Source organism: Enterobacter cloacae complex sp. R_G8 (assembly GCF_024599795.1).
Classification (GTDB): Bacteria; Pseudomonadota; Gammaproteobacteria; order Enterobacterales; family Enterobacteriaceae; genus Enterobacter; species Enterobacter dissolvens.
Genome location: NZ_CP102246.1, coordinates 2,818,425 through 2,842,546, shown reverse-complemented (window position 1 = coordinate 2,842,546; position 24,122 = coordinate 2,818,425). Strand labels below are relative to the sequence as shown.

General features: G+C 55.7%; 29 protein-coding genes. 12 read left to right on the top strand and 17 right to left on the bottom strand.

What is annotated here, in order from left to right:
* From NQ842_RS13415 to NQ842_RS13400, 4 genes are all read right to left on the bottom strand, one after another.
* Positions 1-540 (bottom strand): cytochrome b, encoded by a 540-nt coding sequence (locus tag NQ842_RS13415; RefSeq protein ID WP_257255955.1) that lies wholly within the window; start codon positions 538-540, stop codon positions 1-3.
* Positions 537-1,592 (bottom strand): catalase family peroxidase, encoded by a 1,056-nt coding sequence (locus NQ842_RS13410; RefSeq protein WP_257255954.1) that lies wholly within the window; start codon positions 1,590-1,592, stop codon positions 537-539. Before NQ842_RS13410 ends, NQ842_RS13415 begins: the two co-directional genes overlap by 4 nt.
* A 45-nt stretch (positions 1,593-1,637) precedes the next feature.
* Positions 1,638-2,207, bottom strand: coding sequence for a DUF308 domain-containing protein (locus NQ842_RS13405; protein ID WP_257255953.1), 570 nt, complete (start codon positions 2,205-2,207; stop codon positions 1,638-1,640).
* Positions 2,208-2,405: 198 nt separating this feature from the next.
* The gene (locus NQ842_RS13400) at positions 2,406-2,990 is read right to left on the bottom strand and encodes a TetR/AcrR family transcriptional regulator (protein WP_257255952.1); all 585 of its coding nucleotides are present in this window, start codon (positions 2,988-2,990) and stop codon (positions 2,406-2,408) included.
* 197 nt (positions 2,991-3,187) lie between these two features.
* Between NQ842_RS13400 and NQ842_RS13395 the strand changes: the two genes are divergently transcribed.
* Entirely contained in the window at positions 3,188-3,577 is a 390-nt protein-coding gene (locus NQ842_RS13395; protein WP_194516084.1) for a hypothetical protein, read from the top strand.
* Here the strand turns inward: NQ842_RS13395 and NQ842_RS13390 are convergent.
* On the bottom strand, positions 3,471-4,391 hold the full coding sequence (locus NQ842_RS13390; RefSeq protein WP_153907011.1) for an AraC family transcriptional regulator: 921 nt from the start codon (positions 4,389-4,391) through the stop codon (positions 3,471-3,473). The two genes, NQ842_RS13395 and NQ842_RS13390, sit on opposite strands and share 107 nt — an antisense overlap.
* Positions 4,392-4,495: 104 nt before the next feature.
* Here NQ842_RS13390 and NQ842_RS13385 point away from each other — a divergent pair, with 104 nt between their 5' ends.
* Positions 4,496-5,329, top strand: a complete 834-nt coding sequence (locus tag NQ842_RS13385) for an oxidoreductase (RefSeq protein WP_257255951.1) — start codon at positions 4,496-4,498, stop codon at positions 5,327-5,329.
* Between the two features lie 85 nt (positions 5,330-5,414).
* On the opposite strand, the gene NQ842_RS13380 is transcribed toward NQ842_RS13385, so the two are convergent.
* From NQ842_RS13380 to NQ842_RS13365, 4 genes are all read right to left on the bottom strand, one after another.
* Positions 5,415-8,474: an efflux RND transporter permease subunit gene (locus NQ842_RS13380; protein ID WP_257255950.1), complete on the bottom strand. Its 3,060-nt coding sequence runs from the start codon at positions 8,472-8,474 to the stop codon at positions 5,415-5,417.
* Positions 8,471-9,577 (bottom strand): efflux RND transporter periplasmic adaptor subunit, encoded by a 1,107-nt coding sequence (locus NQ842_RS13375; protein ID WP_257255949.1) that lies wholly within the window; start codon positions 9,575-9,577, stop codon positions 8,471-8,473. Before NQ842_RS13375 ends, NQ842_RS13380 begins: the two co-directional genes overlap by 4 nt.
* A gap of 74 nt (positions 9,578-9,651) precedes the next feature.
* The gene (locus tag NQ842_RS13370; RefSeq protein WP_014831802.1) at positions 9,652-10,266 is read right to left on the bottom strand and encodes a TetR/AcrR family transcriptional regulator; all 615 of its coding nucleotides are present in this window, start codon (positions 10,264-10,266) and stop codon (positions 9,652-9,654) included.
* 152 nt (positions 10,267-10,418) lie between these two features.
* A complete protein-coding gene (locus NQ842_RS13365; protein ID WP_013096727.1) occupies positions 10,419-10,886 on the bottom strand; it encodes a nuclear transport factor 2 family protein in 468 nt (155 codons plus the stop codon).
* 118 nt (positions 10,887-11,004) lie between these two features.
* Here NQ842_RS13365 and NQ842_RS13360 point away from each other — a divergent pair, with 118 nt between their 5' ends.
* Entirely contained in the window at positions 11,005-11,568 is a 564-nt protein-coding gene (locus NQ842_RS13360) for a TetR/AcrR family transcriptional regulator (protein WP_373371725.1), read from the top strand.
* 55 nt (positions 11,569-11,623) lie between these two features.
* Here NQ842_RS13360 and NQ842_RS13355 read toward each other — a convergent pair whose 3' ends face one another.
* The 4 genes from NQ842_RS13355 to NQ842_RS13340 form a co-directional block, all read right to left on the bottom strand.
* The gene (locus NQ842_RS13355; protein WP_257255947.1) at positions 11,624-12,223 is read right to left on the bottom strand and encodes an NAD(P)H-dependent oxidoreductase; all 600 of its coding nucleotides are present in this window, start codon (positions 12,221-12,223) and stop codon (positions 11,624-11,626) included.
* Between the two features lie 74 nt (positions 12,224-12,297).
* The gene (locus tag NQ842_RS13350; protein ID WP_014831808.1) at positions 12,298-12,891 is read right to left on the bottom strand and encodes a TetR/AcrR family transcriptional regulator; all 594 of its coding nucleotides are present in this window, start codon (positions 12,889-12,891) and stop codon (positions 12,298-12,300) included.
* Between the two features lie 63 nt (positions 12,892-12,954).
* On the bottom strand, positions 12,955-13,725 hold the full coding sequence (locus NQ842_RS13345; RefSeq protein WP_203462244.1) for a hypothetical protein: 771 nt from the start codon (positions 13,723-13,725) through the stop codon (positions 12,955-12,957).
* A gap of 1 nt (position 13,726) precedes the next feature.
* Positions 13,727-13,924 carry a hypothetical protein gene (locus NQ842_RS13340; RefSeq protein WP_013096722.1) on the bottom strand — a complete coding sequence of 66 codons (198 nt, stop codon included), beginning with the start codon at positions 13,922-13,924 and terminating at the stop codon, positions 13,727-13,729.
* A gap of 257 nt (positions 13,925-14,181) precedes the next feature.
* On the opposite strand from NQ842_RS13340, the gene NQ842_RS13335 reads away from it, so the two are divergent.
* The 8 genes from NQ842_RS13335 to NQ842_RS13300 are packed head-to-tail and all read left to right on the top strand — an operon-like array spanning position 14,182 to position 20,054.
* Positions 14,182-14,616, top strand: a complete 435-nt coding sequence (locus NQ842_RS13335) for a nuclear transport factor 2 family protein (protein WP_014831810.1) — start codon at positions 14,182-14,184, stop codon at positions 14,614-14,616.
* The gene (locus NQ842_RS13330; protein ID WP_257255946.1) at positions 14,613-15,332 is read left to right on the top strand and encodes an SDR family NAD(P)-dependent oxidoreductase; all 720 of its coding nucleotides are present in this window, start codon (positions 14,613-14,615) and stop codon (positions 15,330-15,332) included. The genes NQ842_RS13335 and NQ842_RS13330 overlap by 4 nt, the downstream gene beginning before the upstream one ends.
* Positions 15,329-16,591 carry an NAD(P)/FAD-dependent oxidoreductase gene (locus NQ842_RS13325; protein WP_257255945.1) on the top strand — a complete coding sequence of 421 codons (1,263 nt, stop codon included), beginning with the start codon at positions 15,329-15,331 and terminating at the stop codon, positions 16,589-16,591. Before NQ842_RS13330 ends, NQ842_RS13325 begins: the two co-directional genes overlap by 4 nt.
* The gene (locus NQ842_RS13320) at positions 16,588-17,310 is read left to right on the top strand and encodes a DUF1365 domain-containing protein (protein ID WP_046887515.1); all 723 of its coding nucleotides are present in this window, start codon (positions 16,588-16,590) and stop codon (positions 17,308-17,310) included. The genes NQ842_RS13325 and NQ842_RS13320 overlap by 4 nt, the downstream gene beginning before the upstream one ends.
* Positions 17,307-18,527 (top strand): cyclopropane-fatty-acyl-phospholipid synthase family protein, encoded by a 1,221-nt coding sequence (locus NQ842_RS13315; RefSeq protein ID WP_257255944.1) that lies wholly within the window; start codon positions 17,307-17,309, stop codon positions 18,525-18,527. Before NQ842_RS13320 ends, NQ842_RS13315 begins: the two co-directional genes overlap by 4 nt.
* A complete protein-coding gene (locus NQ842_RS13310; protein ID WP_058680376.1) occupies positions 18,524-19,009 on the top strand; it encodes a DUF2878 domain-containing protein in 486 nt (161 codons plus the stop codon). The genes NQ842_RS13315 and NQ842_RS13310 overlap by 4 nt, the downstream gene beginning before the upstream one ends.
* Positions 19,006-19,530, top strand: coding sequence for a hypothetical protein (locus NQ842_RS13305; protein WP_257255943.1), 525 nt, complete (start codon positions 19,006-19,008; stop codon positions 19,528-19,530). The genes NQ842_RS13310 and NQ842_RS13305 overlap by 4 nt, the downstream gene beginning before the upstream one ends.
* Positions 19,527-20,054: a DUF3833 domain-containing protein gene (locus NQ842_RS13300; RefSeq protein WP_014831817.1), complete on the top strand. Its 528-nt coding sequence runs from the start codon at positions 19,527-19,529 to the stop codon at positions 20,052-20,054. Before NQ842_RS13305 ends, NQ842_RS13300 begins: the two co-directional genes overlap by 4 nt.
* Positions 20,055-20,056: 2 nt before the next feature.
* On the opposite strand, the gene NQ842_RS13295 is transcribed toward NQ842_RS13300, so the two are convergent.
* Together NQ842_RS13295 and NQ842_RS13290 are read right to left on the bottom strand one after the other, a co-directional pair.
* Positions 20,057-20,515: a DMT family transporter gene (locus tag NQ842_RS13295; protein ID WP_014831818.1), complete on the bottom strand. Its 459-nt coding sequence runs from the start codon at positions 20,513-20,515 to the stop codon at positions 20,057-20,059.
* 4 nt (positions 20,516-20,519) lie between these two features.
* Positions 20,520-20,954: a DMT family transporter gene (locus NQ842_RS13290; RefSeq protein ID WP_046887511.1), complete on the bottom strand. Its 435-nt coding sequence runs from the start codon at positions 20,952-20,954 to the stop codon at positions 20,520-20,522.
* A 95-nt stretch (positions 20,955-21,049) separates the two neighbouring features.
* On the opposite strand from NQ842_RS13290, the gene NQ842_RS13285 reads away from it, so the two are divergent.
* Positions 21,050-21,991 carry a LysR family transcriptional regulator gene (locus NQ842_RS13285; protein ID WP_257255941.1) on the top strand — a complete coding sequence of 314 codons (942 nt, stop codon included), beginning with the start codon at positions 21,050-21,052 and terminating at the stop codon, positions 21,989-21,991.
* Here NQ842_RS13285 and NQ842_RS13280 read toward each other — a convergent pair whose 3' ends face one another.
* Together NQ842_RS13280 and NQ842_RS13275 are read right to left on the bottom strand one after the other, a co-directional pair.
* Positions 21,992-23,020, bottom strand: coding sequence for a methionine synthase (locus tag NQ842_RS13280; protein WP_014831821.1), 1,029 nt, complete (start codon positions 23,018-23,020; stop codon positions 21,992-21,994).
* 27 nt (positions 23,021-23,047) lie between these two features.
* Positions 23,048-24,022 (bottom strand): DUF1852 domain-containing protein, encoded by a 975-nt coding sequence (locus tag NQ842_RS13275; protein WP_063411814.1) that lies wholly within the window; start codon positions 24,020-24,022, stop codon positions 23,048-23,050.
* Between the last annotated feature and the right edge of the window lie 100 nt (positions 24,023-24,122).

The following is a 24,122-nucleotide window of genomic DNA, read 5'->3' as shown; positions in this document are numbered from 1 at the left end:
CTACGGTTTACGGATCCCCGTCATACTGCTGAACACGCCGTCACGTAGCACGAAAGCATGTAGCAGCGCCGCCGCAAGATGAAGCATCACTGTCGCGAACAGTGCAAGAGCAACCCAGGTGTGAAGCGGCCGCAGTACCGCATACCAGTTATTATTCACGCCCATGATGGGTGGCAGGACGATCCCGTTACCCAGAGTGACGGGATACCCTGCCGCTGAGAGCATTGCCCATCCAATAAGCGGTTGTGCCAGCATCATCAGATAGAGCGCCCAGTGCGAAAAATGGGCCATTCCGCGCTGCCAGGCAGGTATGGAGGCTGGCAAAGAGGGGGTAGTCGTGGTGACTCGCACCCATACGCGAACGATCACCAGAAGCAATATCATCACCCCCAAAGGCTTGTGGATCGACACCAGCATGCTGTGCAGGGAGGAGACGGTCGAGACCATCGCCACACCGATAAACAACATAATGAGGATCGCCGCGGCCATTAGCCAGTGCAGGACGCGCAGGAGTGGATGAAAATAATCGACCTTTTTCATAAATGTTCTCCTGCTTGTTGCGCCTGTTCATGGGTGCGCAGATTGTAGGATTTGGCGTAAGCCGACGATCGTGCGTTAAGTATCGGATCATCAGACGCGGCAATGCCGTCAGGCAAAATCAGGGGATCGTAGTTGATGTCATTACAGGGCCCCTGCTGTTGAGGGATCGCTTTGCTTAACACTAACGTTCCGGCATTCATCGTTTTCCGGTCGGCTGGCCACACTTTTGTGGCATCGTTACTTTTATCTCCCGCCTGCGCCAGCGTGAAGACTAAATCCCATTCCAGCGCACCCTCGTTCAGGCGACGAACGAGATCCTGTTGCAGAAAATCCTTATTCTGCTTATCGGCATCGCTTATGGGAGAAAACGCGGTATGCGGCACCATACTCCAGCGCACCAGATGTTCATTGCCTGCCTTATCAATCAGGCGAAAAGCATTCAGACTGTTGAAGCGATCGCTGGCCCAGCTAGAAGAGGGGACGTATTGCTTAGCCCATGCGAAAAACGCATTGATTTCAGGATGCTTCATGGCAAAGGCATTCAATTTTTCTGGATTCGGCTTTCCGGTGGCTGGATCTGGCAGGGTCGCTGTTTGCAGTTCATAGAAACCTTCAACGGAACTGACGGGAAAAAATGGCATGGCATTCATACCCGTGCGCCACTGCTCACCATTTGCCTGTTGAAAAGCCAGCGCCATACTCCGGACAGGCACGGCATAATCCGGCGCTGCGGGGTTACCGCCGGCAATGGCAAAACGTCCTGTGACAGGGGTTTCCCCTTTGCTGAACAGTAAGGCGCGTGACAGCGTGCTGGCATTGCCGTTTGAGATAAATGTGCCCAGTACGCACATGCCTTTTGCATGATTTCGACGATAGCCTTCATGAACGCCACCCGACTGTTGTAATACATTGACCAGCTTATCCGACGTCAGACGTTCAGGAGTAAGCCAGCCGCCAGCCCATAAAAATAATAATAAAAGAATCAGTGGAATAATTCCGACCAGCGCCAGACGCATCAGCGTCTGTCGGTTTACCTGTGTTTTGATATTCATAGCGTTAACTCATTTTGTTCACGATATTTGTATAGAGAAGTACCTTCAGCCTGGCTGTTTCGCTTCTCTTTTTTGCCGAACGGTTAGCGACACGGCTGAAATACAAAAATAGACGGCACCAAACGCAGCATAACCCGCAATATTATTTATAGACGGTGGCTCAGGCGTCCGGGCCTGAAAGATAAAAAATGCGCCTGCCAGTGCAGACTGAGCACCACTTAATATCATGCTCCATTGCGCTCCATACTTTTTCCAGCGCTGAACCGCAGCGCCCAGCTGCAGCAGGCCTGATAATATTGCCCAGCAACCGAATATACGAATCACATCATTTATACTGCTAATGTTGACGGTCACGGTAAGCGTTGTGATGGCGCTGACGATAATATTCACTGTCTGCATTCGGCTACGACTAAATCCACCGCTTTTCAGCGCATCAATATAATTAGCGAGTGCATCCCAGGCGGGGTACAGAATAAGCAAGGACGATGCCCAGAAATGGGAAGACTGACCTGCGGTAAACACGGCAATAACCCATAAAACGGAGAAAACCGTGCGGGCAAAATAATACTGTTTCAGCCAGTTCTGCTGATTCCCGTAATCAATACTGTCGGACATGTTAACCCTCTCAAGCTGGCATGTTGCACAAACGAAGCATCGGTATGAGCTTCTGCTTGCAACTAAACCTACTAGTAGGTAGGTAAAAGATCAACAGGTTTTATGTCGCCAGGTTATGTCACAGAAGGCGTGTTGAGATAGTGGAGGTAAGGGGGGATTTTGCAACCAGCGCTGCCCGGTACGTAAACCGGGCCGCCGTCAGGCTACTTTTACGACATTGTTGATCAACGGCCAGGCAATCTGATCAAACACCTGCGGATTGTTGAATGCCCGTGCAGCCAGCATGGCACCGTGTATGCCAGCCATCAGCGCCCTGGCTTCAGCCTCCGCAGAATCCTTAAGCTGGAAAACACCCTGGGCTTCACCCGCGCGCAGTAAGGAGGCCAGCCAGTCAGAAAGATCGCTGAAATGGCCGGTGACTTCAGCGGCAATGTCCGGAGGTAATGTTGGCAACTCAACGGCAAGCATTACGCAGATACAAAATGGCGAAGAGCCATCTTTGATACAAGTCGACCAGAAATCGGCATAACTTTTCACTTTCACGAGGGGATCGTTGATTTGCCGATCCATGGCCGCCATACCCGCCTGGGCTTCTGCGCGGTACTCCTGTACCACGGCCTTCACTAAATCTTCTTTAGCCGGAAAATGGTGATGGATACTGGCTTTTCGGATACCCACTCGCTCGGCAAGGTCGGCGTAGCTAAAACTCTTATACCCTCCGGTAGTGAGCAGTTGTCGGGTATTAGCCATAATTTCACGCGCTTTCTGCGAACGTTCGAACATTTCACTCTCCAGTCATCAGGCAGGGTAAAAAATAGTGAGATCGGTATGTTGTGCAGGCTTTAGCTGGACAACCTACTGGCAGGAAGAGACGTTGTCAAACCGCCAGAACGGCTACAGACGGGATCTGAGAGACATTGACACGCCACCATCCTACTACTAGGATGGTTTTTTTCAACGTGCAGAAATGGAGAGAATTTATGACGGTTATCCGTTTTCCTGACAGGCAACGGTCAGGGGATGCTGAAGGGCAAAACCGGTTCTTTTCCGGTTTTTGTGAAGCAGAAGAAGAATTGCAATTGAGGGAATCAGAGCCTGAAAGCCACCGACCTGCGCCTGGTAGTGATAACGAAGCGGTTCGCCATTTTGCATTGATGATTGCCGATAAACTTTTACGCGATCCGGAGTTCAACCAGGCCGCGCCCTTTATGGTGGACAAAATCATCAGGCTGTTGGTGAGTGAGTCAGGTTTCCGGGCAGGCCCTAATGCGAAGAAACAAACGCCGACGCTTGCTGCACCGGCGGAACAGCAAAGTTACGCTGCATGCGTTTTATCTCCTCTGCCGGCGGCAGACCAAACAGGCGTTTAAACTCGCGATTGAATTGCGACGGGCTTTCATAGCCGACGGCATAGCTCGCGGCAGCGGCGGTGATATGCTGACGCACCATCAACATTCGCGCCTGGTGCAGGCGTACCGATTTTACATACTGCATCGGCGGCATTCGGGTTATCGCTTTGAAATGGCTATGGAACGTCGGCACACTCATTCCAGCTTCCATTGCCAGTTGCGTCAACGTTAACGGCTCTGCGTAGGTGACGTGGATACGTTGTAGCACTTTGCCAATCTTACCGAACTGCCCCTGCAGGGCCAGTGCGGCGCGCATGGCGGTTCCCTGGGCGCCCGTTAACACCCGGAAATAGAGCTCACGTACCCGCCCGGGACCGAGGATCGCCGCCTCAAACGGATTGTTCAGGACTTCAAGCAGGCGCAGCACGGCCGTTTTGACCGCACTATCCATTGGGCTCGACATCATACTTTGCGGCGCGGCGGGCGGATGCGGGTTGTTATGCTGTTCAATCTGCAACATCAGCTCCGCAGCAAGTTGAAAATCCAGATGCATATAAATCGCCAGCAACGGATGTTCTGCCGAGGCATCAGTTTCCATCACAAACGGCACCGGTACCGAAACCGCCAGATAGTGTTGCTCATCATAGAGATAGGTCTGCTGACCGAAAAAGCCACGTTTGCTTCCCTGGCAGACAATCACAATACCCGGATCGTAAAGCACTGGTGTTCTGGAAAGTGGGCGATCGGCGCGCAAAATTCGCACATCAGGCAATGCCGTCAGGTTGTACCCCTCCTGCACCGCAAGGGATTTCATTAAGGTGAGCATTTTGGACATCATCGCCCCTCATAAAATCAGGCAAGAAAAAGAGAAAAAAGGGCCTAAAAATGCAGCAGGTCAGAGAATACCATGCAAACTCCACGCATAAAGGAGTTCTTTTTATGGCATTTGCAAAAAACCTGTTAATCACCGGCGTCAGCAGCGGTTTTGGTCGTGCGCTGGCCGAGGAAGCCCTCGCCGCGGGCCATCGGGTTGTCGGTACTGTGCGAAACCGTGAAGCACAGCAGGCGTTCGAAGCGCTTGATGCGCAACGGGCTTACGGTCGCCTGCTTGATGTCACTGACGTTGCACGTATTGATGAGGTGGTGGCGGAGATCGAATCCACCGTTGGACCGGTTGATATTCTTGTCAATAATGCGGGTTATGGCCATGAAGGGATACTGGAGGAATCCTCGCTCGACGCGATGTACCGGCAGTTTGAGGTGAATGTGTTCGGCGCAGTGGCGATGATCAAAGCCGTGCTACCTGGCATGCGCCAGCGACGTCGCGGCCATATCATCAATATCACCTCGATGGGCAGCTTCATCACGATGCCCGGCATCAGTTATTACTGCGGCAGTAAATTTGCCCTGGAAGGGATATCAGAAACGTTAAGCAAAGAGCTGGCACCGTTCAACATACATGTGACCGCAGTGGCGCCGGGGTCGTTTCGTACCGACTGGGCCGGACGATCAATGGTACGCAGCGCGCGCAGTATCCCGGATTACGACGCATTATTCGAACCTGTTCGTCAGGCACGCAAGGAAAAAAGCGGTAAGCAACCGGGCGATCCCGTGAAGGCTGCACGCGCCATGCTGGCAATAATGGAGAATCAGAACCCACCAACGCATTTATTGTTAGGCAGTGACGCATTGAACCTGGTGCGGGAAAAGCTCGCCGCATTAGGGAAAGAAATTGATCGGTGGGAAGAGGTCACGCGATCGACGGATGGGTAATCATTCAGCGTTTCGCTAAACAGTCCACCTGTTTTAACAACACAACTCACCTCCGGAAGAGTGTGAGTTGTGTTGCGCCAATATGTTACCTCGCAGGACGGATCCTGAACCAGATCGCATACATCGCCGGCAGGAACACCAGGGTGATGATCGTTCCGCCCAGCGTCCCGCCAATCAGTGTATAGGCCAGCGTCCCCCAGAATACGGAATGGGTCAGCGGTATGAATGCCAGCACGGCGGCCAGGGCTGTCAGTAACACTGGTCGTGCCCGCTGGACGGTTGCTTCGACCACCGCATCGAACGGGGCGAGACCTTCCTTCTGGTTATGCGTAATCTGGCCGATAAGGATCAACGTATTTCGCATAAGAATGCCCGAAAGCGCAATCAACCCGACAAGCGCATTGATACCAAAAGGCTGATTGAACAGCAGCAGCGTGGGAACCACGCCGACAAGGCCCAGCGGGGCAGTCAGAAAGACCATCACCATCGCCGAGAGAGATCGCACCTGCACAATGATGATCAGTAACGTCAGGGCAATCATTATCGGGAACAGCGGCACCATGGCCTGTGTGGCTTTACCCGATTCCTCAATCGATCCTGCCATCTCAATGCGGTATCCTGGCGGGAGCGTATCAATGATCGGTTTTAGCTGTTTCATGATCGCCACCGACACATCCGGTGGCTGAAGATTGTCGGCGATATCTCCGCGCACGGTAATGGTGGGCGTGCGGTCGCGACGACGCAGGAGCGGGTCTTCCATTTTGACCTCAATCTGACCGATTTGTGACAGCGGAACGCGCTGTCCCGTGCTGCCAACCAGGGTAAATCCTTCGATCTTCGCCGGATCCAGACGAATATCACCCGCAGCGCGCCCTGTAACCTGTACTGCACGAATATCTTCGCGCACGGTGGTAATCGGTACACCCGATAACAGAAACTGGAGCTGCTGAGCCACGCTATTTGAGGTCAAGCCGGTGGCCTGCAGACGGTTCTGATCGAGGGTAAAATGCAGTGTGGGAACCCGTGACCCCCAGTCGGTGTTGACGGTTCTCATCATCGGGCTGGCCTGCAGAACGCCTTTAACCTTATCGGCGATGTCGCGAAGCTGATCGACATCGGGCCCCATCACACGCCAGGCAACCGGGAAGGGGGAGTAGGGGCCAAACACCAGTTGCGTTACGCGCACGCGCGCTTCCGGCGCAAGTCCACTGGCGACCGCTTCCCGGAGCCGGAACTTGAGCGCCTCACGTGACGTCTGGTTGTCCGTCATCACCACGATTTTTGCAAAAGAGGGATCGGGTAATTCAGGTGCCATGGCCAGGTAAAAACGTGGTGAACCCTGCCCGATGTAGGCGGTCACGATGCTGGCCTCCGGCTGCTGTTTTAACCACGCTTCGATTTTCGCCGTTGCGGCGCTGGTCTGCTCAATGGAGGTGCCATAAGGCATCTGCACTTCCACCAGCACTTCCGGGCGGTCGGACGTAGGGAAAAACTGTTTTTTTACCAGTCCCATACCCAACACGGCCAGGGTAAAAATGAAGACCACGGAACCGGCCACGATCCACTTTCTGGCAATCACCCGGGCCAGCAGCTGGCGAAAACGGTTATAGCGCGGGGTATTATAGATGGCGGCATGACCGCCTTCGACTTTGGCGATATCTGGCAGGATCTTAACGCCAAGATAGGGCGTGAACACCACCGCAACCAGCCAGGAGGCAATCAGGGCGATGCCGACAATCCAGAACATATTGCTGGTGTATTCTCCGGCGGTCGACTGGGCGAACCCGTTTGGCATAAAGCCAATTGCCGTCACGAGGGTACCGGCCAGCATGGGGGCGGCGGTATGGCTCCAGGCGTAAGCGGAGGCCTTGATGCGATCGTAGCCTTCCTCCATTTTCACCACCATCATTTCAATGGCGATAATGGCATCGTCAACCAGCAAACCCAGAGCAAGGATCAGCGAGCCCAGCGTTACGCGGTCAAAGTTTATCCCCGCCGCCTCCATCACCACGAAGACGACTGCCAGCGTCAGGGGAACCGCCGCCGCGACCACCACGCCCACGCGCCAGCCCATGCTGACAAAGCACACCACCATCACCACAAGCAGGGCGACGAAGAATTTGATCATAAATTCATCCACCGACGAGCGGATATTCACGGACTGATCGGTGACTTTGGTCAGGGTCATTCCCAGCGGCAGATTTTCGTTGATCTTAACCGTTTCGGCATCCAGCGCTTTCCCCAGCGCCAGACCGTTCCAGCCCTCCCGCATCACAATACCTAACAGCAGCGCCGGTTCACGCTGGTTACGGATCTGCAGCGTCGGAGGATCTTCATAACCGCGTTCAACCGTTGCCACATCAGACAGCCTGAGCGTTTTACCCTGAGCGACCAGTGGCGTATCGCGGATTTTCTGCAACGTATCAAAAGCACCATCAAGGCGAATAAAGATCTGCGCACCCTGTGTTTCTATGGAGCCTGCTGGCGTGAGAACGTTCTGATTGTTCAGCGCGTTGAAAATATCCTGCGGCGCCAGCCCCATCGTCGCCAGACGGTCATGAGAAAGGGCGATGTAAATCCGCTCGGCCTGTTCGCCGATGATGTTCACTTTTTTGACGCCAGGCACATGCAGAAGCTGCTGGCGCAGGCTTTCAGCATCACGCACCAGCAGACGCTGTGGTTCGCCCTTTGCCTTCAGCGCAAAGAGGGCAAAGGTGACATCCGCAAACTCGTCATTGATCATCGGGCCCGTCACGCCTGCCGGGAGATTTTTGCTCTCATCGCCAAGCTTTTTGCGCGCCTGATAGAACTCTTCCTGCACCTCGGAGGGGGGCGTCATGTCCTGTAAGGAGAGGGTGATAAACGCCATGCCCGGGCGGGTATAGGTTTCAGTGCGGTCATACCACTTGAGTTCCTGGAGCCGTTTTTCCAGCGGTTCAGCAACCTGATCCTGCATTTCCTGTGCGGTTGCGCCGGGCCAGACGGTAATCACCGTCATTTGCTTTACCGTGAACGGGGGATCTTCCGCGCGTCCCAGTCCAAAGAAGGCGTAAATACCGGCAAGCGTCACCAGAATAATCAGAAACAACGTGACTGAGCGCTCGCGCACGGCAAGCGCTGAGAGGTTGAAGCGTCCGTCGCTCATGGCTGACTCCCCGCCAGAGCCGTACCGCGTTGTTCAGCCAGACGGACAGCTTCACCGTCATGCAGAAGATGCGCGCCCAACGCCACAATTTTCTCGCCCGGCTTGACGCCGCCCGTCACCTGCGCGGCATCATCGCTCACGCTCAGCACGTTGACGGGCTGCCACATCACTTTTGCGGGCTGCGCGGAGATCCGCCACACGCCGGGCCCTTTGCCTGCATCGTACAGAGATGCCAGCGGAACCTGCATTACCTGACGTTCAGCATTTTGTTCGATATGCAGGGTGACGGTCGCACCCAGCGGCGCGTTAGCCAGTGAACCTTCCAGCACATAGCGCGCTTCATAGGTGCGGGTGGTGGTATCGGCTGCATCAGAGAGCAGGCGCAGTGTCGCGGTAACAGGCTGTGCCTCACTGCCATAGCGGGTTGCCAGCGCCTCACTACCGACGGCAGGGCGCAATGTCTCTGGCAACTGGACGAGCGCCTCGCGTTGCCCTGCGCGGGCCAGTCTGATCACCGCCTGACCCGCACTGACCACCTGGCCGGGTTCAGCAAGCGTCTCCATGACCACGCCGTCGGAATCGGCCAGCAGCACGGCATAGCCGGTCGCATTTTGCGCGACGGTGGCCTGCGCGCGGGCGGCACTGAGCTCAGCTCTGGCGGCATCCGCCGCCGCTTTTATCTGGTCGTACTCCGAGGCAGAGACAGCACCTGTTGCCACCAGGCCGCGATAGCGCGCCTCATCGCTGGTGGCTTTTCTCGCCCGGGCCTGGGCGGCATCCACCGCCTGCTGCTGTGCTTGGGCCTGTAACTTCAGGTCAACAGGATCGAGGCGCATTAACGGCTGTCCCTGCTTAACGGTCTGCCCCGTATCAACAAGGCGTTCAAGGATTTTGCCCTGAACCCGGAAACCGAGATCGCTTTGCGTTCTGGCAACGACCACACCCGTAAACGCGCGGGACGCGTCGTTCGCCGGTTCAACGGAAGCGGATCTGACAAGCGGTGGCTGGGTGCGCGGATCGTCGGTGGCGGGGTTATCACCGCATGCCACCAGGGCGAAAGGGAGGAGACAAACAGCAAAACGGGCGGAATGAAGCCTGAGCATGGGGAAACCTTATCGTATCAAAGGACGGTTTCCGCATTCTCAGACTAGTGACCAATAAAGTCAATGGTCACAGATCAGGGGGCCAGGCTTCGTAAAATCAGGGAAGGGAGGAGGAGTGCTGCGGTCGGGGCGGTTTCGAGGTTATATTGCAACTGCACGGGGTTGATGAAAGGGCACATCACCATGTATATGGCGTAGGTCACCTCATCCAGGGGTGTTTTTCTTTCGAACTCCCCGCTTTGGCGGCCTTCAACAATGATGCTTTCAATCAGTTTCATCAGGCTCTCGGTATACCGCTCGGTAGACGGCCACTTATCCCGCGCGGCAACGGCGGCGATATCATAAAGTTTACGATCGTGGAAAAAGAGTTCGCTGCCAGCCTCAGTTAACGCCCGGAAAAGACGGCGCATTTTTTCACTGGCCGAGGGCGCGTCGGCGATGGCTGTTTCCACTGCCGTCATGATCAGCGCCAGGCGGTTAGCGCAGATAACCTCGCCAATCGCCTGTTTGGAATCAAAAAATTTATAGATATAGGCTTTTGAAAAACCGATGGATTTAGCCAGTTCTGCCACGGTGGTTTTTTCATAGCCATAATGGCCGAAGTGCTCAAACGCCGCTTCGACGATTTGCTCGCGGACAGAGTGATCAAGGGGACCACGCGTTGATGGGGTGTTCATATTTTTCGTCATTATTTCAGCTTAGCGCGACGGGCATCAGTTAACAACGAGTGACCATAATATTACTTGGTCACTCTTTTAATCATGTATCTTTGAATGCTGTGAGCCTGAGTGTATCACTCTTTACCCGGAGTTAGTGTACAAGCCCGGAGAGATGAAGGCTCCTATAACCCCAGATCGCTCAGAGACGGGTGATCGTCCGGGCGTCTGCCCAGCGGCCAGTGAAAGAGCCGTTCAGATTCCTTGATGGGCATATCGTTGATACAGGCAAAACGCCGCTTCATGAGGCCGTCCGGCTCGAACTCCCAGTTTTCATTGCCGTAAGAGCGGAACCAGTTGCCTGAATCATCATGCCATTCATAGGCATAGCGTACGGCGATGCGGTTGTCAGTAAACGCCCAAAGCTCTTTTATCAGGCGATAATCCAGCTCTTTCTTCCATTTCCGCTCAAGGAACGCCTGCGCCTCCGCGCGGTTCGTGGCGAACTCCGCACGGTTGCGCCACTGCGTGTCCAGTGAATAGGCCAGGGCGATTTTTGCCGGGTCGCGGCTGTTCCAGCCATCTTCTGCCAGCCTGACTTTTTCAATGGCGCTTTCACGGGTGAACGGCGGTAAAGGGGGACGTGTATTCATCTCGGCTACCTCGGGTTGATAGCATGTAGACAGGTCTGTCTACTTGCGTTAATCTATGCCTGTAAAAATCGTCTGTCAACACACAGTTTGAGGCCTGATAAACGTGAATACGCTCATCATGAATAACGATCAAAAAGTCAGCGTCAGAGATAAAATATTGCTTACCGCGCACGAGCTCTTTTATTCCACCGGCTTCAGAGCCACGGGCGTTGATACGCTTATCAAACAGGCGAAAGTGACCAAAGTGACGTTTTATCGTCATTTCCCGAGTAAGAGTTTGCTTATTCTTGCCTATCTGCACTATCGGCACGAGCTGTGGATTAACTGGTTTGAAACCACACTTCGACACTATCTCGATGAGGGGCGGGCTGCATCGGATGCATTAGCTGCCACGCTGAATGCGTGGTTTATTTCTCCGCTATTCCATGGCTGTGCGTTTATTAACGCCAGCGCAGAAGCGAAATCAGAAGACAATGAAAGTGAAATAAAAGCCATTTGCCGCAATCATAAATCTGAAACCCGGGAAAAAATTGCCACCCTCACCGGTATTGCCGATGAGGCTATTAACACGCAAATTCTGATGCTTATTGACGGCGCCATCATACATGCGCAAATGGGAATGGCGACAGAGGAGGTGGTCAGCCAGTTGAGAAGAGGGCTTGAGACGCTGATTCCGCGCTAATCCCGGTTTTACGTGGTGCGCAGCCAAACCCGCAGGAATGGCTGCGCCGGATGACTCAGACAAGCTTATTGAGGCTTTGCAGAAAATCGTCCACCTGCTGAGGGGAGGCAGAATCGGCCTCATAGAGGATATCGAGCGTCACGTTCTTCAGACCACAGAAGCCAAACACCCCTTCAACAATCTGGCTCTGAATGGCAGCTGAATAACCGTGTTTATCAAACCCGGCGATATCGCTGCCGGCCGTTGCGACCAGGCGCACGGGCACATCACGTAAATTACCCACAATGCGGCCCTCTTCTCCCACTTTATAGGCCCAGTTCACCGTCAGTACCCGATCAAACCAGCCTTTCAGGAGGGCGGGAACAGACCACCAGTAGAACGGGAAAACGAATATCAGCATATCAGCCCGTTCGACGCGCTGCTGCTCGCGCAGAACATCGTCGGGCAACGCGCTGGCATCACCGTGGTACAGATCAAGATCGGCTCGGATCATCGCGGGAGAGAAGCCTTCAGCATGAAGGTCGGCTATTTCAACCTGCGTACCCTGTTCCTGTAACTTCCCGGCAATTCGCTGTGCAAGGGTATGGGATAACGACGTTTCGATCGGGTGAGCCGTCACGATCAGGACAGTATTGATGACGTTTGATGCAGACATAGAGACCTCAACAAGGTGAGTGAAGAGGTCTCTATGTTACTATTGGTAACTTAGTTGTCAATCTGGCAGGGCACTCATTTTGTGCTGTCCATATAGGTATTCAGCACGCCTGTCATCGCGCCGCTGAGCATCTCTTCGGCGACGTTACGCGCGAGGATCCCATTGCCGGCGGACGTACTGAGCGCATCCGCAGCCCCAATAATGGCCGTCAGGGCCGCTTCACCTGTCACTCCTTGCAGCACAATAAAAGGGGACAACGCCATCCGCAGGCAGTCTGCGCAGTCGGCCACGCAGGCCTCGCGGAAAATCTGCAGCGCTCGCGAGCCGGACAGGGCCGCCGCAATGGGGCCCGTTTCGGGACCCGCAGAGATTGCGCAGTCGATGTACGCGGCGCTGAAAAAACGGATAGTCTGCGCCAGCGTTTTATTGTCTCTGCTCAACGTCTCGCGAAATTTCTTGAGCTGCCTGTCGCTGAAGTCCTGGTAGAGCGCCATCAGCAGCCCTTCACGATCGCCAAAATGATCGTAAGGAATGGGTTTGGTGACGTTGGCGCGCTCGGCCAGGAAACCCAGCGTAAGGGCCTCAGTGCCTTGCTGGCGCACAATTCCGCGCGCGACTTCCAGCAGCTGTGCGCGTCGTTCTTCTTTTCTTAAGCGCTTAACAACCATCTTTTCCTCAAATCAGTTAACTACTAAAGGTAGTTTACACGCCTTGCTGAACGGATGAGAAGCTCATTGCGCGGCGTTTTCCCGCTGAGCCATGTCGAGCACGCTGGCGCTTGCCGGATCGAACAGTGCAAGGCTCTCAATTTGGTTGAGCATAATCACCTTTCTGAAATCCATCGCACTTCTGGGCTCAGAGTCGAGGGTGATGTTATGTCCGTCATACCATTTGCTGTAGTTATTTTCGATGCGAAAATTCATCGTCTGGCGATCGCGATAGCCACTCAGCATGGGGATAAGCACGATATTGGCCGTTTTCTCGTATTCCAGCGTCGCCGTATGGATCATACCGACATAGATACGCCCCGAACGTAGCGTCACCTGTGCCAGCTCGCCTTGCTCCATGCACTGATAAAGCAGCTGTTCAATCCCGCTCGCCTGTGCCAGGCGCTTATAGAGCTTTTTCCTGCCTTCACCGTCCAGCCGGGCGCTGCCTGCCCAGTTTGAGCGGTAGAGACAAAACAGGATGGCGAAGGCCAGCATCACCACTACGGGCGCCTGAATGCCCAAAAAACTCCAGTTCATAAAGTCCATCTGCCAGTCGGCATAACGCTCTGACGTAAAATGGAAGGTATTGTCCGCCGCCGACAGTGCCAGCAGCAGCAGCCAGAGCAGCCCGGTGGCGATCACGCCTTGCAGAACGAAGATCGAGCCGTAAAGGGCAACCAGAAAATAGACATCCCAGCCGAAAGATCGCTTGATTTTGAAGCGGGTAGAGAGGTCGCGGCTGGTGTACCAGTATCCGCAGACCATCAACACCATAAATATCGCCGTTCCCATATCACGCCCTCTTTAACGCGTTGACGTGGCGCAGAAAATCCTGACGAACCTCGTTGCTTTTGTAGTTCACCGAGGCGTTGCCATCCTGGTCGATAATAATCCGGTCGCCATCCTCAACGGCTTCAATAATTTCCTGCTGACTCATCACCTGAAGTAACGATTCCGGGCTGGAGAAAAGGGAGAGAAAGAAACGTCTCATCGCATGGCATCCTTATGAATAAAAAGGATAAGCCTGGAAGAGAACGGGGGAATTTACCTTAAGGTTAACCTGAAAAAAAAGCCCGATGGCGGTCAGACCTTATTTCGCCTCAGATTCTTGCACGAAAGCGACTCACTAACATCATGATAATTAACTAAATAAAAATATATTTCTGTACAAACTTGGACAAATAACTCGAATTGTGTAAGTTTTAAATATGCGCTTACGCTACGTTGTTTACCGCCAGGATGTGACCCATGAACCTTTTGCCTGACGTCATCAGTCGGTTTGTTGATTACTACACCGCGCTGGATTCGCAGCCGCCCTCGGCGCTGGCGGGGCTTTACCATCCCGATGCCACGCTTATCGATCCGTTTGGCGAGCACAACGGCCTGTTCGCCCTGCAACGCTATTTCACCCATCTGCTGGCGAATGTCGAACACTGCCGTTTCACGCTTGATTCCCCTTTGATCGGCGAGCAACGCTTTGTTGTCACCTGGGTCATGCACTGGTCGCACCCGCGCATTGCCGGTGGCGAGCCCCTCGAACTGCCTGGCTGCTCTGTGGTGGACGTGGAACAGGCTCGGATTATTCGCCAGCGGGACTACTACGATGCCGGAGAGATGATCTACGAACATCTTCCCTTGCTCGGCTGGGCGGTCCGCGGCGTGAAGCGGAGGGTGAAATCATGATGACGGTCCTGATCACCGGCGCCAGTTCAGGCATTGGGGCGGGGCTGGCGCAATCTTTTGCCCGTGACGGTCACCATGTCATCGCCTGCGGGCGGGATCCGGCGCGTCTGGAAGCCCTGCATCAGCACAGCTCAAACATTACGGTACGCCTGTTCGATATGACAGACAGGGACGCCTGTCGCCAGGCGCTGACGGGCTGCGCGGCCGACCTGACGATCCTCTGCGCCGGAACCTGCGAATATCTTGAGCATGGCGTGGTAGACGCCGAGCTGGTAGAGCGGGTGATGACCACTAACTTTCAGGGGCCAGTCAATTGCCTCGCCGCGCTGCAGCCGCAACTTATGGCCGGTAACCGCGTGGTGCTGGTGAGCTCTATGGCGCACTGGCTGACGTTTCCACGCGCTGAAGCGTACGGCGCGTCGAAAGCCGCACTCACCTGGTTTGCTGACAGTCTGCGTCTCGACTGGGAGCCGAAAGGGGTTGCGGTCACGGTGGTGTCGCCCGGTTTTGTCGATACCCCGCTGACCCGCAAAAATGATTTCGCCATGCCGGGCAGGGTGAGCGTCGATGAGGCGGTAAAGGCCATTCGTCGCGGACTGGAAAAAGGGAAAAACCACATCGCGTTTCCAGCGGGATTCGGTCTGACACTGCGGCTGCTTTCCGGGATGCCTGCGTTTCTACAGCGCGCACTGCTGCGCAGGATGGTGCGCTCATGAAGATCGCCATTATCGGCAGCGGCATTGCCGGGCTGACCTGCGCCTGGCGGCTTGCCGGGCATCATGAGGTTACCCTGTTTGAAGCCGGTGCCACCCCCGGCGGCCATACCGCCACGGTTGACGTGCCGACGCCACAGGGTACCTACGCTATCGACACCGGTTTTATCGTCTACAACGACCGCACCTATCCGCGCTTTATGGGGCTGCTCAGTGAGCTGGGCATCAGCGGGCAAAAAACGCAGATGAGCTTCTCGGTACACAACCCGCAGAGCGGGCTCGAGTACAACGGCCACACCCTGACGACGCTCTTTGCACAGCGTCGTAACCTGGTGAACCCGGCGTTCTGGCGTCTGCTTGGGGAGATTGTCCGTTTTAACCGCCTGGCGAAGCAGGCGCTGAAAGAGGACGTGGAGCCCGGCGCGACGCTGCAAACGTTCCTGGAACAGCACCGCTTTACGCCGTTCTTTGCGCGTCATTACATTCTCCCGATGGGGGCGGCCATCTGGTCGTCGTCGCTACAGGAGATGAAACGTTTTCCGCTGCCGCTCTTTTTACGCTTCTTTGAGAATCACGGTCTGCTGGATATCACCCGACGCCCGCAATGGTACGTGGTGCCCGGCGGCTCGCGGGAGTACATCCGCGCCATTCTGCACCAGCTTGGCGACAGGTTAACGCTGCGCCTCAACGCACCGGTGCAGCGGGTAATCCGTGATGTACAGGGGGTCACCCTCCATCTTGAAGAATCGAGCCACCGTTTTGATCAGGTGATTTTTGCCTGTCACTCAGCCCAGGCGCTGGCCATCCTCGACGAACCCACCGCGGCTGAACAGCAGGTGCTGGGGGAGATTGGCTGGCAGCGTAACGAGGTGGTGCTGCACAGCGATCCGCGCTGGCTGCCGGTGCGTCAGCGTGTCTGGGCCAGTTGGAACTACCGCCTGAGCGACCAGGATCAGGCCAGCGCCTGCGTAACGTACAACATGAATATTTTGCAGGGGCTGCCCGCCGGTAGTCCGCTGTTCTGCGTGACCTTAAACCCGGAAACGCCGGTGGACGAACGCTTCGTGCTGCGGCGCTTTGTGTATGAACATCCACTGTTTAACCCGCAAAGCTGGCGGGCACAGGCGCGCCGCAGCGAAATCAACGGTCACCGGCGGAGCTGGTTCTGCGGCGCGTACTGGTACAACGGTTTTCATGAAGATGGCGTGCGCAGCGCGCTTGACGTCGTCAATGCGATAACAGCCGGGGAGGGAAACCGATGAACAGTTGCCTCTATCACGGCGTATTACGCCACCGCCGTCTCCAGCCGAAAACGCATGAGTTCAGCTACGGGGTCTTTATGGCCTGGCTCGATCTCGACGAACTGGAGAAGTTGCCCACCGTTGGCGTGCGGCGCAACCGGTTTGCCGCCGCATCGTTCCATGATGCGGATTATCCGCTGGGTTCGCCGCTTAAAGAGAACGTGCTGAATCGACTGGAAAGCCTCACCGGAGAACGTCCGCAGGGGCGGGTGATGCTCCTGACGCAGCTACGCTACTTCGGCTTTCATTTTAATCCCGTCAATTTTTATTACTGCTATGACCCGGCAGAGACGCTGCGCTGGGTGCTGGCCGAAGTGCGCAATACCCCCTGGAACGAACGTCATTATTACGCCGTCAATGGTCAGGATGCGCAGCCCACGGAGAAAGCCTTTCACGTTTCTCCGTTTAACCCCATGGACATGATTTACCACTGGCGCTTCAACAACCCGGATAACACGCTGCATATGCACATTGAAAATCATCAGGCGTCAAAGGTATTTGATGCCACGCTGGCGCTTCGCCGCGCGCCGCTGACCCGTCCGGCATTGCGTGGACTGCTGCTGCGTATTCCGCTGATGACGCTCAAAACCGTTTTCGCGATTTACTGGCAGGCGCTGCGGCTGTGGCTTAAGCGCGTGCCTCTGTATAACCATCCTGTCAGCAGGAGTGAACGCTCATGACCGATCCCGTCTTTGCGCTTGAACCCGATATCCCGCGCAACGTCCGCGTCGCGCGCTGGCTGCTCTTTCGCGTGCTGAGCGGCCTTCGTGGCGGCTCGCTCACGCTACGTGAAGGGGCGCAGACCTTTCATTTCGGTGAGCTGTCTGCCGCGCTGCATGCCGACGTGCAGATCCTCAGCCCGGGCGTCTACTGGCGTATTTTAACCGGGGGAAGCCTGGCCGCAGCAGAGGCCTGGATTGACGGCGAGTGGGAAACCACGCAGCTCACGCCCCTTCTGCAACTGCTTGCGCTAAACAGCCAGGTACTGGGGCGGCTTGAAAAAGGGTTCCGCCTCCTCGGCAGACCGCTGGAGCGGCTTCGTCACTGGACGCGGCGCAACTCCCGGGCGCAGGCGCGGGAAAACATTGCGGCGCATTATGATCTGGGTAATGCGTTTTATGCCCATTTTCTGGATAAGGAGTTGCTCTATTCCAGCGCGCTGTTTAGCGGGGAGGAGCAAGATCTTAGCGACGCGCAGCGGGCGAAAATGGCGCGTCTGTGCGAACAGCTGGCGCTGAACCCCAGCGATCATCTGTTGGAGATTGGCACCGGCTGGGGGGCGATGGCGGAATACGCGGCCCGTCACTACGGCTGCCGGGTGACCACTACCACGCTGTCGCAGGAGCAGTATCGCTGGGCGACAGAGCGGATCGCCCGTGCCGGTCTGCAGGATCGCGTTGAGGTGCTGCTCTGCGACTATCGCGATTTAACCGGCGAGTACGACAAGCTGGTGTCGATTGAGATGATTGAAGCCGTCGGGCAACGCTATCTGCCAACGTTCTTCCGCACCTGTCAGGCGCGACTGCGCCCGGGAGGGCGCATGGCGATGCAGGCCATCACTATTCAGGATCAGCGCTATGACGACTACAGCAAAAGCGTGGATTTTATTCAGCGTTATATCTTCCCCGGCGGCTTTTTACCGAGCATAACGGCGATGAATGCGCTGATGACGCGCCATACCGATTTTGTGGTGCGCAACCTGTTTGATATGGGGCCGGACTACGCGCGCACGCTGGCGCACTGGCGTCAGCGCTTTCTCCATGCCTGGCAGGAGATAGAAAAACTGGGGTTCGATGAACGCTTCCGCCGGATGTGGCTCTATTACTTTGGCTACTGCGAAGCCGGGTTTAACGCCCGCACTATCAGCGTGGTGCAGCTGACTGTCGAGCGCGTATGAAACGTTACGTGCAGGTTTTCGCCATGGCTATCGCGTTCGATCTCTACTGGACGCTGGTGGTGCTGTTTCGCGAACGTGGCCTGATTATCTGGTGCGCGCTGGCGATCTTCGCCTGCCTGATGTTGCCGCCTGCACACCGTGTTTATGCCATTCTGCTGGCCGCGGCGGGCAGTCTGCTGGATGCGCTCTGGGCGCTGACGGGGCTGATCGCCTTTACCGGCGAGTCGCTGATGCCCCTGTGGATGGTGGCGCTGTGGTTGATGTTTGCTACGGTCTGGACGCAGCTGACGCGCACCACAACGTTACCCGGCTGGCTGCTGATGCTGCTGGCCTCCGTGGGCGGTCCGGTGGCGTACCTGATAGGTGAGCGGCTGGGGGCGATCACGTTTCTGGTGCCGACCTTTATCGTCGTCAGCTGGATGGCGCCGGGCTGGCTGGTGCTCATGCTGTTTTACCACCTGCTGATGGGGAGAGAACAATGAGAGCCGCGCGACTGTTCCTCTTACTCCTTACCCTCACGCCTTTGGCCCAGGCAGCCGACTGGCTGAACTGGCGTAAGGTAGGGGATGCCACGCTCACCTGGGGTCCTTTCACCGTTTATACCTCCCAGTTGCGCACCCCTGAAGGGCGTTACACCGGCAAGATGCAGGATCAGGTGCTCATCATTACCTACGCGCGTGACATCGACAGTGACGATCTGGTCGAGGCAACCCGCGACCAGTGGCGAGCACAGGGGGTTTTGCAGCAGGAGCCGCAGAGCGAAGCCTGGCTGCGGATGCTTGCCTCGCTGTGGCCGGATGTCCGGCCGGGCGCGCAGCTGGCGTTCGTGCTCAACGACAAGCAGGGACAGTTCTGGTACCGCGCGCCTGCCGCATCGGGCACTTTCAGACCCCTGGGGCCGCCTCAGTCGCAAGCGTTCAGTACCCATTTTCTGGGCATCTGGCTGGATCCCCGCACGCAATACCCTGAGCTGCGTCAGCAGTTAATCGGAGGACAACAATGAAACGTTTTTTGATCATGGCGCTGGGTGTGACGATGTTGCTGGCAGGCTGCAGCACGGACGTGACGGAGTACCGCCAGCAGCAGCCGCGGCTTGATATCTTCCACTATTTCCAGGGCAAAACGGAAGCGTGGGGGATGGTGCAGGATCGCAGCGGGAAGCAGATCCGCCGCTTCCACGTGGAGATTGCCGGGGACGTGATTGGCGACACGCTGACGCTGAATGAACATTTTGTCTACGACGATGGCGAAAAACAGCAGCGGGTATGGCATATCCGCCGCGTGGCGACCGATCGTTATGAGGGCACGGCGGGCGACATTGACGGCGTGGCGACGGGGCAGGCGGCGGGTAATGCCTTCAACTGGCGGTACAGCATGAACGTGAAGGCCAACGGCAGCACCTGGCTGCTGCACTTTGACGACTGGATGTACCTGCAGGATGGCACACACCTGTTTAATAAAACCGAGATGAAGAAATTTGGCGTCACCGTCGCCACGGTGACGCTGTTCTTTACCCGCAAGACGTAACGTTACTCGCGGGTAGGGACGGTTCTACTGCCTGAGTAAATGAAAAACAGCGCAATACCCAGGCAGAGGACGGCGGCCAGTCGGCTCATCGAAAACGGAATGGCCGCATTGCCCAGCCAGCCAAAGTTATCAATCAGCATACTCATGGTGAGCTGACCAAAGATCACCGCGACCGTGGCGACGGCGGTGCCGATGCGCTGTACCGCCACGACCATGATCACAATGTACGGCACGCCAAACATCGCCCCGAGAAGCTGCCATTTCGGCACGTCCAGCAGGCTGACCGACTGTTTTGGTTCAAAGAAGAAGATCAGCAGGGCGGTGACCAGCGCGCCAACGGAGAACGTCAGGAACGCGCTTTTGAATACGCCCACGCGGCTGCCAAGTTGTCCGTTGATCGCCGCCTGAATGCTCAGCGTCGCGCCGCCGCACACGGCCAGAATAATCATTATCAGTGTCATCGTGTTACCCCTGTGCAACCAGAATCAGTGCCGCAATAATAAAACCCAGCGCGACGATCCGTTTCGCGTTGATCTTCCTGTGCGGTGTGCCCAGCAGACCGTAATGGTCGATCAGCAGGCTTTTAAAAACCTGCCCCGCCAGAATGCCAATCATCGTCAGGGCGATGCCGATGGCCGGGGTGGCGAGGGTCAGGATCACCACGTAAACCGGGCCAAGAACCCCGCCGAGCAACTGCCAGCCGGGCTGGGCAAAAAACGACGGGCTGTTGCGCGGGCTGAAGAACAGCATCAGCAGAAATGTCAGTGCGGCGCCGACACCAAAAATGCTGAAGGTGGCCCATAAATCGCCGACTTTTCCACCCAGCGGCCCCAGCAGGCCTGCCTCTACGGAAAGCCCCATACCCCCGGCAATCACCAGTAAAATCAAAACAAACTGCATTGTTATTCCTCCTTTTGCAGGCGGAGAAGATTACGTCGGTCTGGTGGTGAGAAAAATGCCATAATGCAGGAAACACCTTTGCAGGATATGCACGAATGTACGACGCCGGGAGCATGAACCTCCGTTCGCTGAAGATTTTTATCGCGGTTTTTGAAGCCGAAAATTTTTCCGTGGTCGCGCGCCGCGAGGGCCTTTCCGCCTCGCAGGTTTCGCGTATTATCCACCAGCTTGAGGACGCGCTCGGCCAGCAGCTTTTTTACCGTAATACCCGGGCGGTGATCCCCACCGAAAGTGGTCATCTGTTTATCCGCTATGCCAGGGAGATGATGACGAGTTTTGAGGATGCGCGTCGGGAGCTGGATGCACGTTCAACGGAGCCTTCCGGCACGATCCGCATTAATGCACCGGTCTTTTTCGGCCAGCGGCATATTGCGCCAGGGCTGCCTGGTCTGACGGCGCGCTATCCGCGGCTGAATATCGAGCTGACGCTGACCGATGATTTTATCGACCCGCACAAGAATGCCGCCGACGTGATCTTTCGCATCGGCGTGCTGACGGACTCCACCTTTCACGCGCGTATCTTTGGTCAGCAGCGCTACCATCTGGCCGCTTCGCCGGACTATCTGCGACAGCACGGCGCACCGCAAGGGCCGGACGATCTGGCTCATCATCAATGCCTGGTCTACCGGGGTTCGTCGGGTCCTAACCGCTGGCTGTTGCGCGGTGCGGGGGAGGCGTGGGTGCACTATCCGGTGGTGCCATTAATGACGTCAAATAATGCGGAATCGCTGCTTTCTGCCGCGCTGGGCGGGATGGGGATTGTGCTGTTTCCGGACTGGCTGATTGGGGACCGCGTGCAGCAGGGCGAACTGGTCGCACTCCTGCCACAGCTGGAGTGCGCCATTCATACGGAGCCCCTGAATATTGCGGCGATCTACCCGAACGCGCGTCATCCGCCCCTTAACGTCAGGGCGGTGATTGATCATTACGTCGGGTGTTTCGGTACGCCGCTCTACTGGCAAACGCAGGGCAGGTGATTACGCGCCAAGTTCGTTGCGGATAATCGCGGCTCCGGCGCTCAGCGCCTGCAGCTTACCGTTGGCAACCTGACGGGAAAGCGGCGCCATACCGCAGTTGGTTGACGGGTAAAGCTTGTCGGCATCGACAAACTGCAGCGCTTTACGCAGCGTGTCAGCCACTTCTTCCGCGGTTTCAATGGTGTTGGTTGCCACGTCGATGGCGCCTACCATCACTTTTTTGCCGCGGATCAGCTCCAGCAGATCCATCGGCACGCGGGAGTTGTGACACTCCAGCGAGATAATGTCGATATTCGATGTCTGAAGCTTAGGAAACGCCTCTTCATACTGACGCCATTCTGAGCCAAGGGTCTTTTTCCAGTCGGTATTGGCCTTGATGCCGTATCCGTAGCAGATGTGTACCGCCGTTTCGCATTTCAGCCCTTCAATGGCGCGTTCCAGCGCGGCGATACCCCAGTCATTGACCTCATCAAAAAAGACGTTAAACGCCGGTTCATCAAACTGGATGATGTCGACACCCGCGGCCTCTAACTCTCTCGCTTCCTGATTGAGGATTTTGGCGAACTCCCAGGCCAGCTTTTCGCGGCTTTTATAGTGCGCGTCGTAAAGGGTGTCGATCATGGTCATCGGCCCCGGCAGGGCCCACTTGATTGGCTTATCCGTGAGCTGGCGTAAGTATTTTGCGTCGTCCACGAATACCGGTTTTTGACGCGCCACGGCGCTAACCACCGTCGGCACGCTCGCGTCGTAGCGGTTACGAATGCGCACGGTCTGACGGTTTTCAAAATCCACGCCGCTGAGGTGTTCAATAAAGGTGGTCACAAAGTGCTGGCGCGTCTGTTCGCCATCGCTGACGATATCAATCCCCGCACGGATCTGCTCATCAAGCGATAAGCGCAGCGCATCCTGTTTGCCCGCCAGTAACTCCTGATCCTGTAATTTCCACGGTGACCACAGCGTTTCAGGTTGTGCAAGCCAGGTTGGCTTAGGCAGGCTGCCAGCCGTTGACGTCGGGAGCAATGTTTTCATATGTATAACCCTTTTAAATTCGATTAATTAACGCGCGTAGTTATCAGACCACTGCTCGAGTACGTGTTTGTAAGGCTTAATAAACTGTTCTTCCGTGAATTTACCCTGCTCAATGGCCAGCTGGCTGCGTTCGACACGGTCGTAAACAATTTTGGTTAATGAGTGATCCTGCTGATTCAGGTCGGGGCGATAGCAGTGTCCTGCCGCCGAGTTAGCGTTATAAATTTCCGGGCGATAGATCTTCTGGAACGTCTCCATCGTGCTGATGGTGGCGATCAGTTCAAGATTGGTGTAATCACTGAGCAAATCGCCGGTGAAGAAGAAGGCAAACGGCGCCACGCTGTTTTCAGGCATGAAATAGCGTACCTTCAGGCCCATTTTCGCGAAGTATTGCTCCGTCAATGACTCGCCATCCGGCGTGTACTCAATGCCCAGCACCGGGTGCTGGTTACCCGTGCGACGATAAGTGTCTTTGCTGGACACACTCAGGCAAATCACCGGTGCTTTTTTGAAATTCTCCCGGTATTCCGGAGAATTAACAAAATGGCGGAAGATATTGCCGTGCAAGACGCCAAACTTCTCCGGAATGGTGAATTGTGGCTGGTTTTTATTATGCTCCAGCAGCAGGACGCTGAAATCGTAATCGCGCACGTAAGAGGAGAAGTTATTGCCGACAATACCGTCGATGCGTTCGTTGGTTTTTTTATCGACGATTGTGGTTTGCAATATTTCAATGGCCGGGAAGGTTTTCTCGGCACCAATATTCAGATCCACAGAGACGATCTCAAGCTCGACTGCGTACCGATCGGCATTGGGGTTATCCCAGCGCGCCAGGGCGTTAAAGCGGTTATTGATCATCACCAGGGTATTACGCAGGTTCTCCTGACGCTTTTCCCCGCGGGCGAGGTTGGCAAAGTTGGTGGTCGTACGCGTATTCTCTGACGGGTTATAATTTTCATCGAAGCAACTGCGCTTAAGGGTAAATGTAAAAGCTTTACTCATCTTGGTTATGCATCCTAAGTTCATGTTGCCAGGAAGTTATCAATGCATAATTTATGCCTGACGCGGTGGCGCAGGGGAAGTGACTTAATTTCACAGCAAC

Excerpts from the sequence above, each read along its gene's own strand:
- NQ842_RS13415 (WP_257255955.1), bottom strand. The coding sequence starts at position 540 with ATGAAAAAGGTCGATTATTTTCATCCACTCCTGCGCGTCCTGCACTGG.
- NQ842_RS13410 (WP_257255954.1), bottom strand. The coding sequence starts at position 1,592 with ATGAATATCAAAACACAGGTAAACCGACAGACGCTGATGCGTCTGGCG.
- NQ842_RS13405 (WP_257255953.1), bottom strand. The coding sequence starts at position 2,207 with ATGTCCGACAGTATTGATTACGGGAATCAGCAGAACTGGCTGAAACAG.
- NQ842_RS13400 (WP_257255952.1), bottom strand. The coding sequence starts at position 2,990 with ATGTTCGAACGTTCGCAGAAAGCGCGTGAAATTATGGCTAATACCCGA.
- NQ842_RS13395 (WP_194516084.1), top strand. The coding sequence starts at position 3,188 with ATGACGGTTATCCGTTTTCCTGACAGGCAACGGTCAGGGGATGCTGAA.
- NQ842_RS13390 (WP_153907011.1), bottom strand. The coding sequence starts at position 4,391 with ATGTCCAAAATGCTCACCTTAATGAAATCCCTTGCGGTGCAGGAGGGG.
- NQ842_RS13385 (WP_257255951.1), top strand. The coding sequence starts at position 4,496 with ATGGCATTTGCAAAAAACCTGTTAATCACCGGCGTCAGCAGCGGTTTT.
- NQ842_RS13380 (WP_257255950.1), bottom strand. The coding sequence starts at position 8,474 with ATGAGCGACGGACGCTTCAACCTCTCAGCGCTTGCCGTGCGCGAGCGC.
- NQ842_RS13375 (WP_257255949.1), bottom strand. The coding sequence starts at position 9,577 with ATGCTCAGGCTTCATTCCGCCCGTTTTGCTGTTTGTCTCCTCCCTTTC.
- NQ842_RS13370 (WP_014831802.1), bottom strand. The coding sequence starts at position 10,266 with ATGACGAAAAATATGAACACCCCATCAACGCGTGGTCCCCTTGATCAC.
- NQ842_RS13365 (WP_013096727.1), bottom strand. The coding sequence starts at position 10,886 with ATGAATACACGTCCCCCTTTACCGCCGTTCACCCGTGAAAGCGCCATT.
- NQ842_RS13360 (WP_373371725.1), top strand. The coding sequence starts at position 11,005 with ATGAATAACGATCAAAAAGTCAGCGTCAGAGATAAAATATTGCTTACC.
- NQ842_RS13355 (WP_257255947.1), bottom strand. The coding sequence starts at position 12,223 with ATGTCTGCATCAAACGTCATCAATACTGTCCTGATCGTGACGGCTCAC.
- NQ842_RS13350 (WP_014831808.1), bottom strand. The coding sequence starts at position 12,891 with ATGGTTGTTAAGCGCTTAAGAAAAGAAGAACGACGCGCACAGCTGCTG.
- NQ842_RS13345 (WP_203462244.1), bottom strand. The coding sequence starts at position 13,725 with ATGGGAACGGCGATATTTATGGTGTTGATGGTCTGCGGATACTGGTAC.
- NQ842_RS13340 (WP_013096722.1), bottom strand. The coding sequence starts at position 13,924 with ATGAGACGTTTCTTTCTCTCCCTTTTCTCCAGCCCGGAATCGTTACTT.
- NQ842_RS13335 (WP_014831810.1), top strand. The coding sequence starts at position 14,182 with ATGAACCTTTTGCCTGACGTCATCAGTCGGTTTGTTGATTACTACACC.
- NQ842_RS13330 (WP_257255946.1), top strand. The coding sequence starts at position 14,613 with ATGATGACGGTCCTGATCACCGGCGCCAGTTCAGGCATTGGGGCGGGG.
- NQ842_RS13325 (WP_257255945.1), top strand. The coding sequence starts at position 15,329 with ATGAAGATCGCCATTATCGGCAGCGGCATTGCCGGGCTGACCTGCGCC.
- NQ842_RS13320 (WP_046887515.1), top strand. The coding sequence starts at position 16,588 with ATGAACAGTTGCCTCTATCACGGCGTATTACGCCACCGCCGTCTCCAG.
- NQ842_RS13315 (WP_257255944.1), top strand. The coding sequence starts at position 17,307 with ATGACCGATCCCGTCTTTGCGCTTGAACCCGATATCCCGCGCAACGTC.
- NQ842_RS13310 (WP_058680376.1), top strand. The coding sequence starts at position 18,524 with ATGAAACGTTACGTGCAGGTTTTCGCCATGGCTATCGCGTTCGATCTC.
- NQ842_RS13305 (WP_257255943.1), top strand. The coding sequence starts at position 19,006 with ATGAGAGCCGCGCGACTGTTCCTCTTACTCCTTACCCTCACGCCTTTG.
- NQ842_RS13300 (WP_014831817.1), top strand. The coding sequence starts at position 19,527 with ATGAAACGTTTTTTGATCATGGCGCTGGGTGTGACGATGTTGCTGGCA.
- NQ842_RS13295 (WP_014831818.1), bottom strand. The coding sequence starts at position 20,515 with ATGACACTGATAATGATTATTCTGGCCGTGTGCGGCGGCGCGACGCTG.
- NQ842_RS13290 (WP_046887511.1), bottom strand. The coding sequence starts at position 20,954 with ATGCAGTTTGTTTTGATTTTACTGGTGATTGCCGGGGGTATGGGGCTT.
- NQ842_RS13285 (WP_257255941.1), top strand. The coding sequence starts at position 21,050 with ATGTACGACGCCGGGAGCATGAACCTCCGTTCGCTGAAGATTTTTATC.
- NQ842_RS13280 (WP_014831821.1), bottom strand. The coding sequence starts at position 23,020 with ATGAAAACATTGCTCCCGACGTCAACGGCTGGCAGCCTGCCTAAGCCA.
- NQ842_RS13275 (WP_063411814.1), bottom strand. The coding sequence starts at position 24,022 with ATGAGTAAAGCTTTTACATTTACCCTTAAGCGCAGTTGCTTCGATGAA.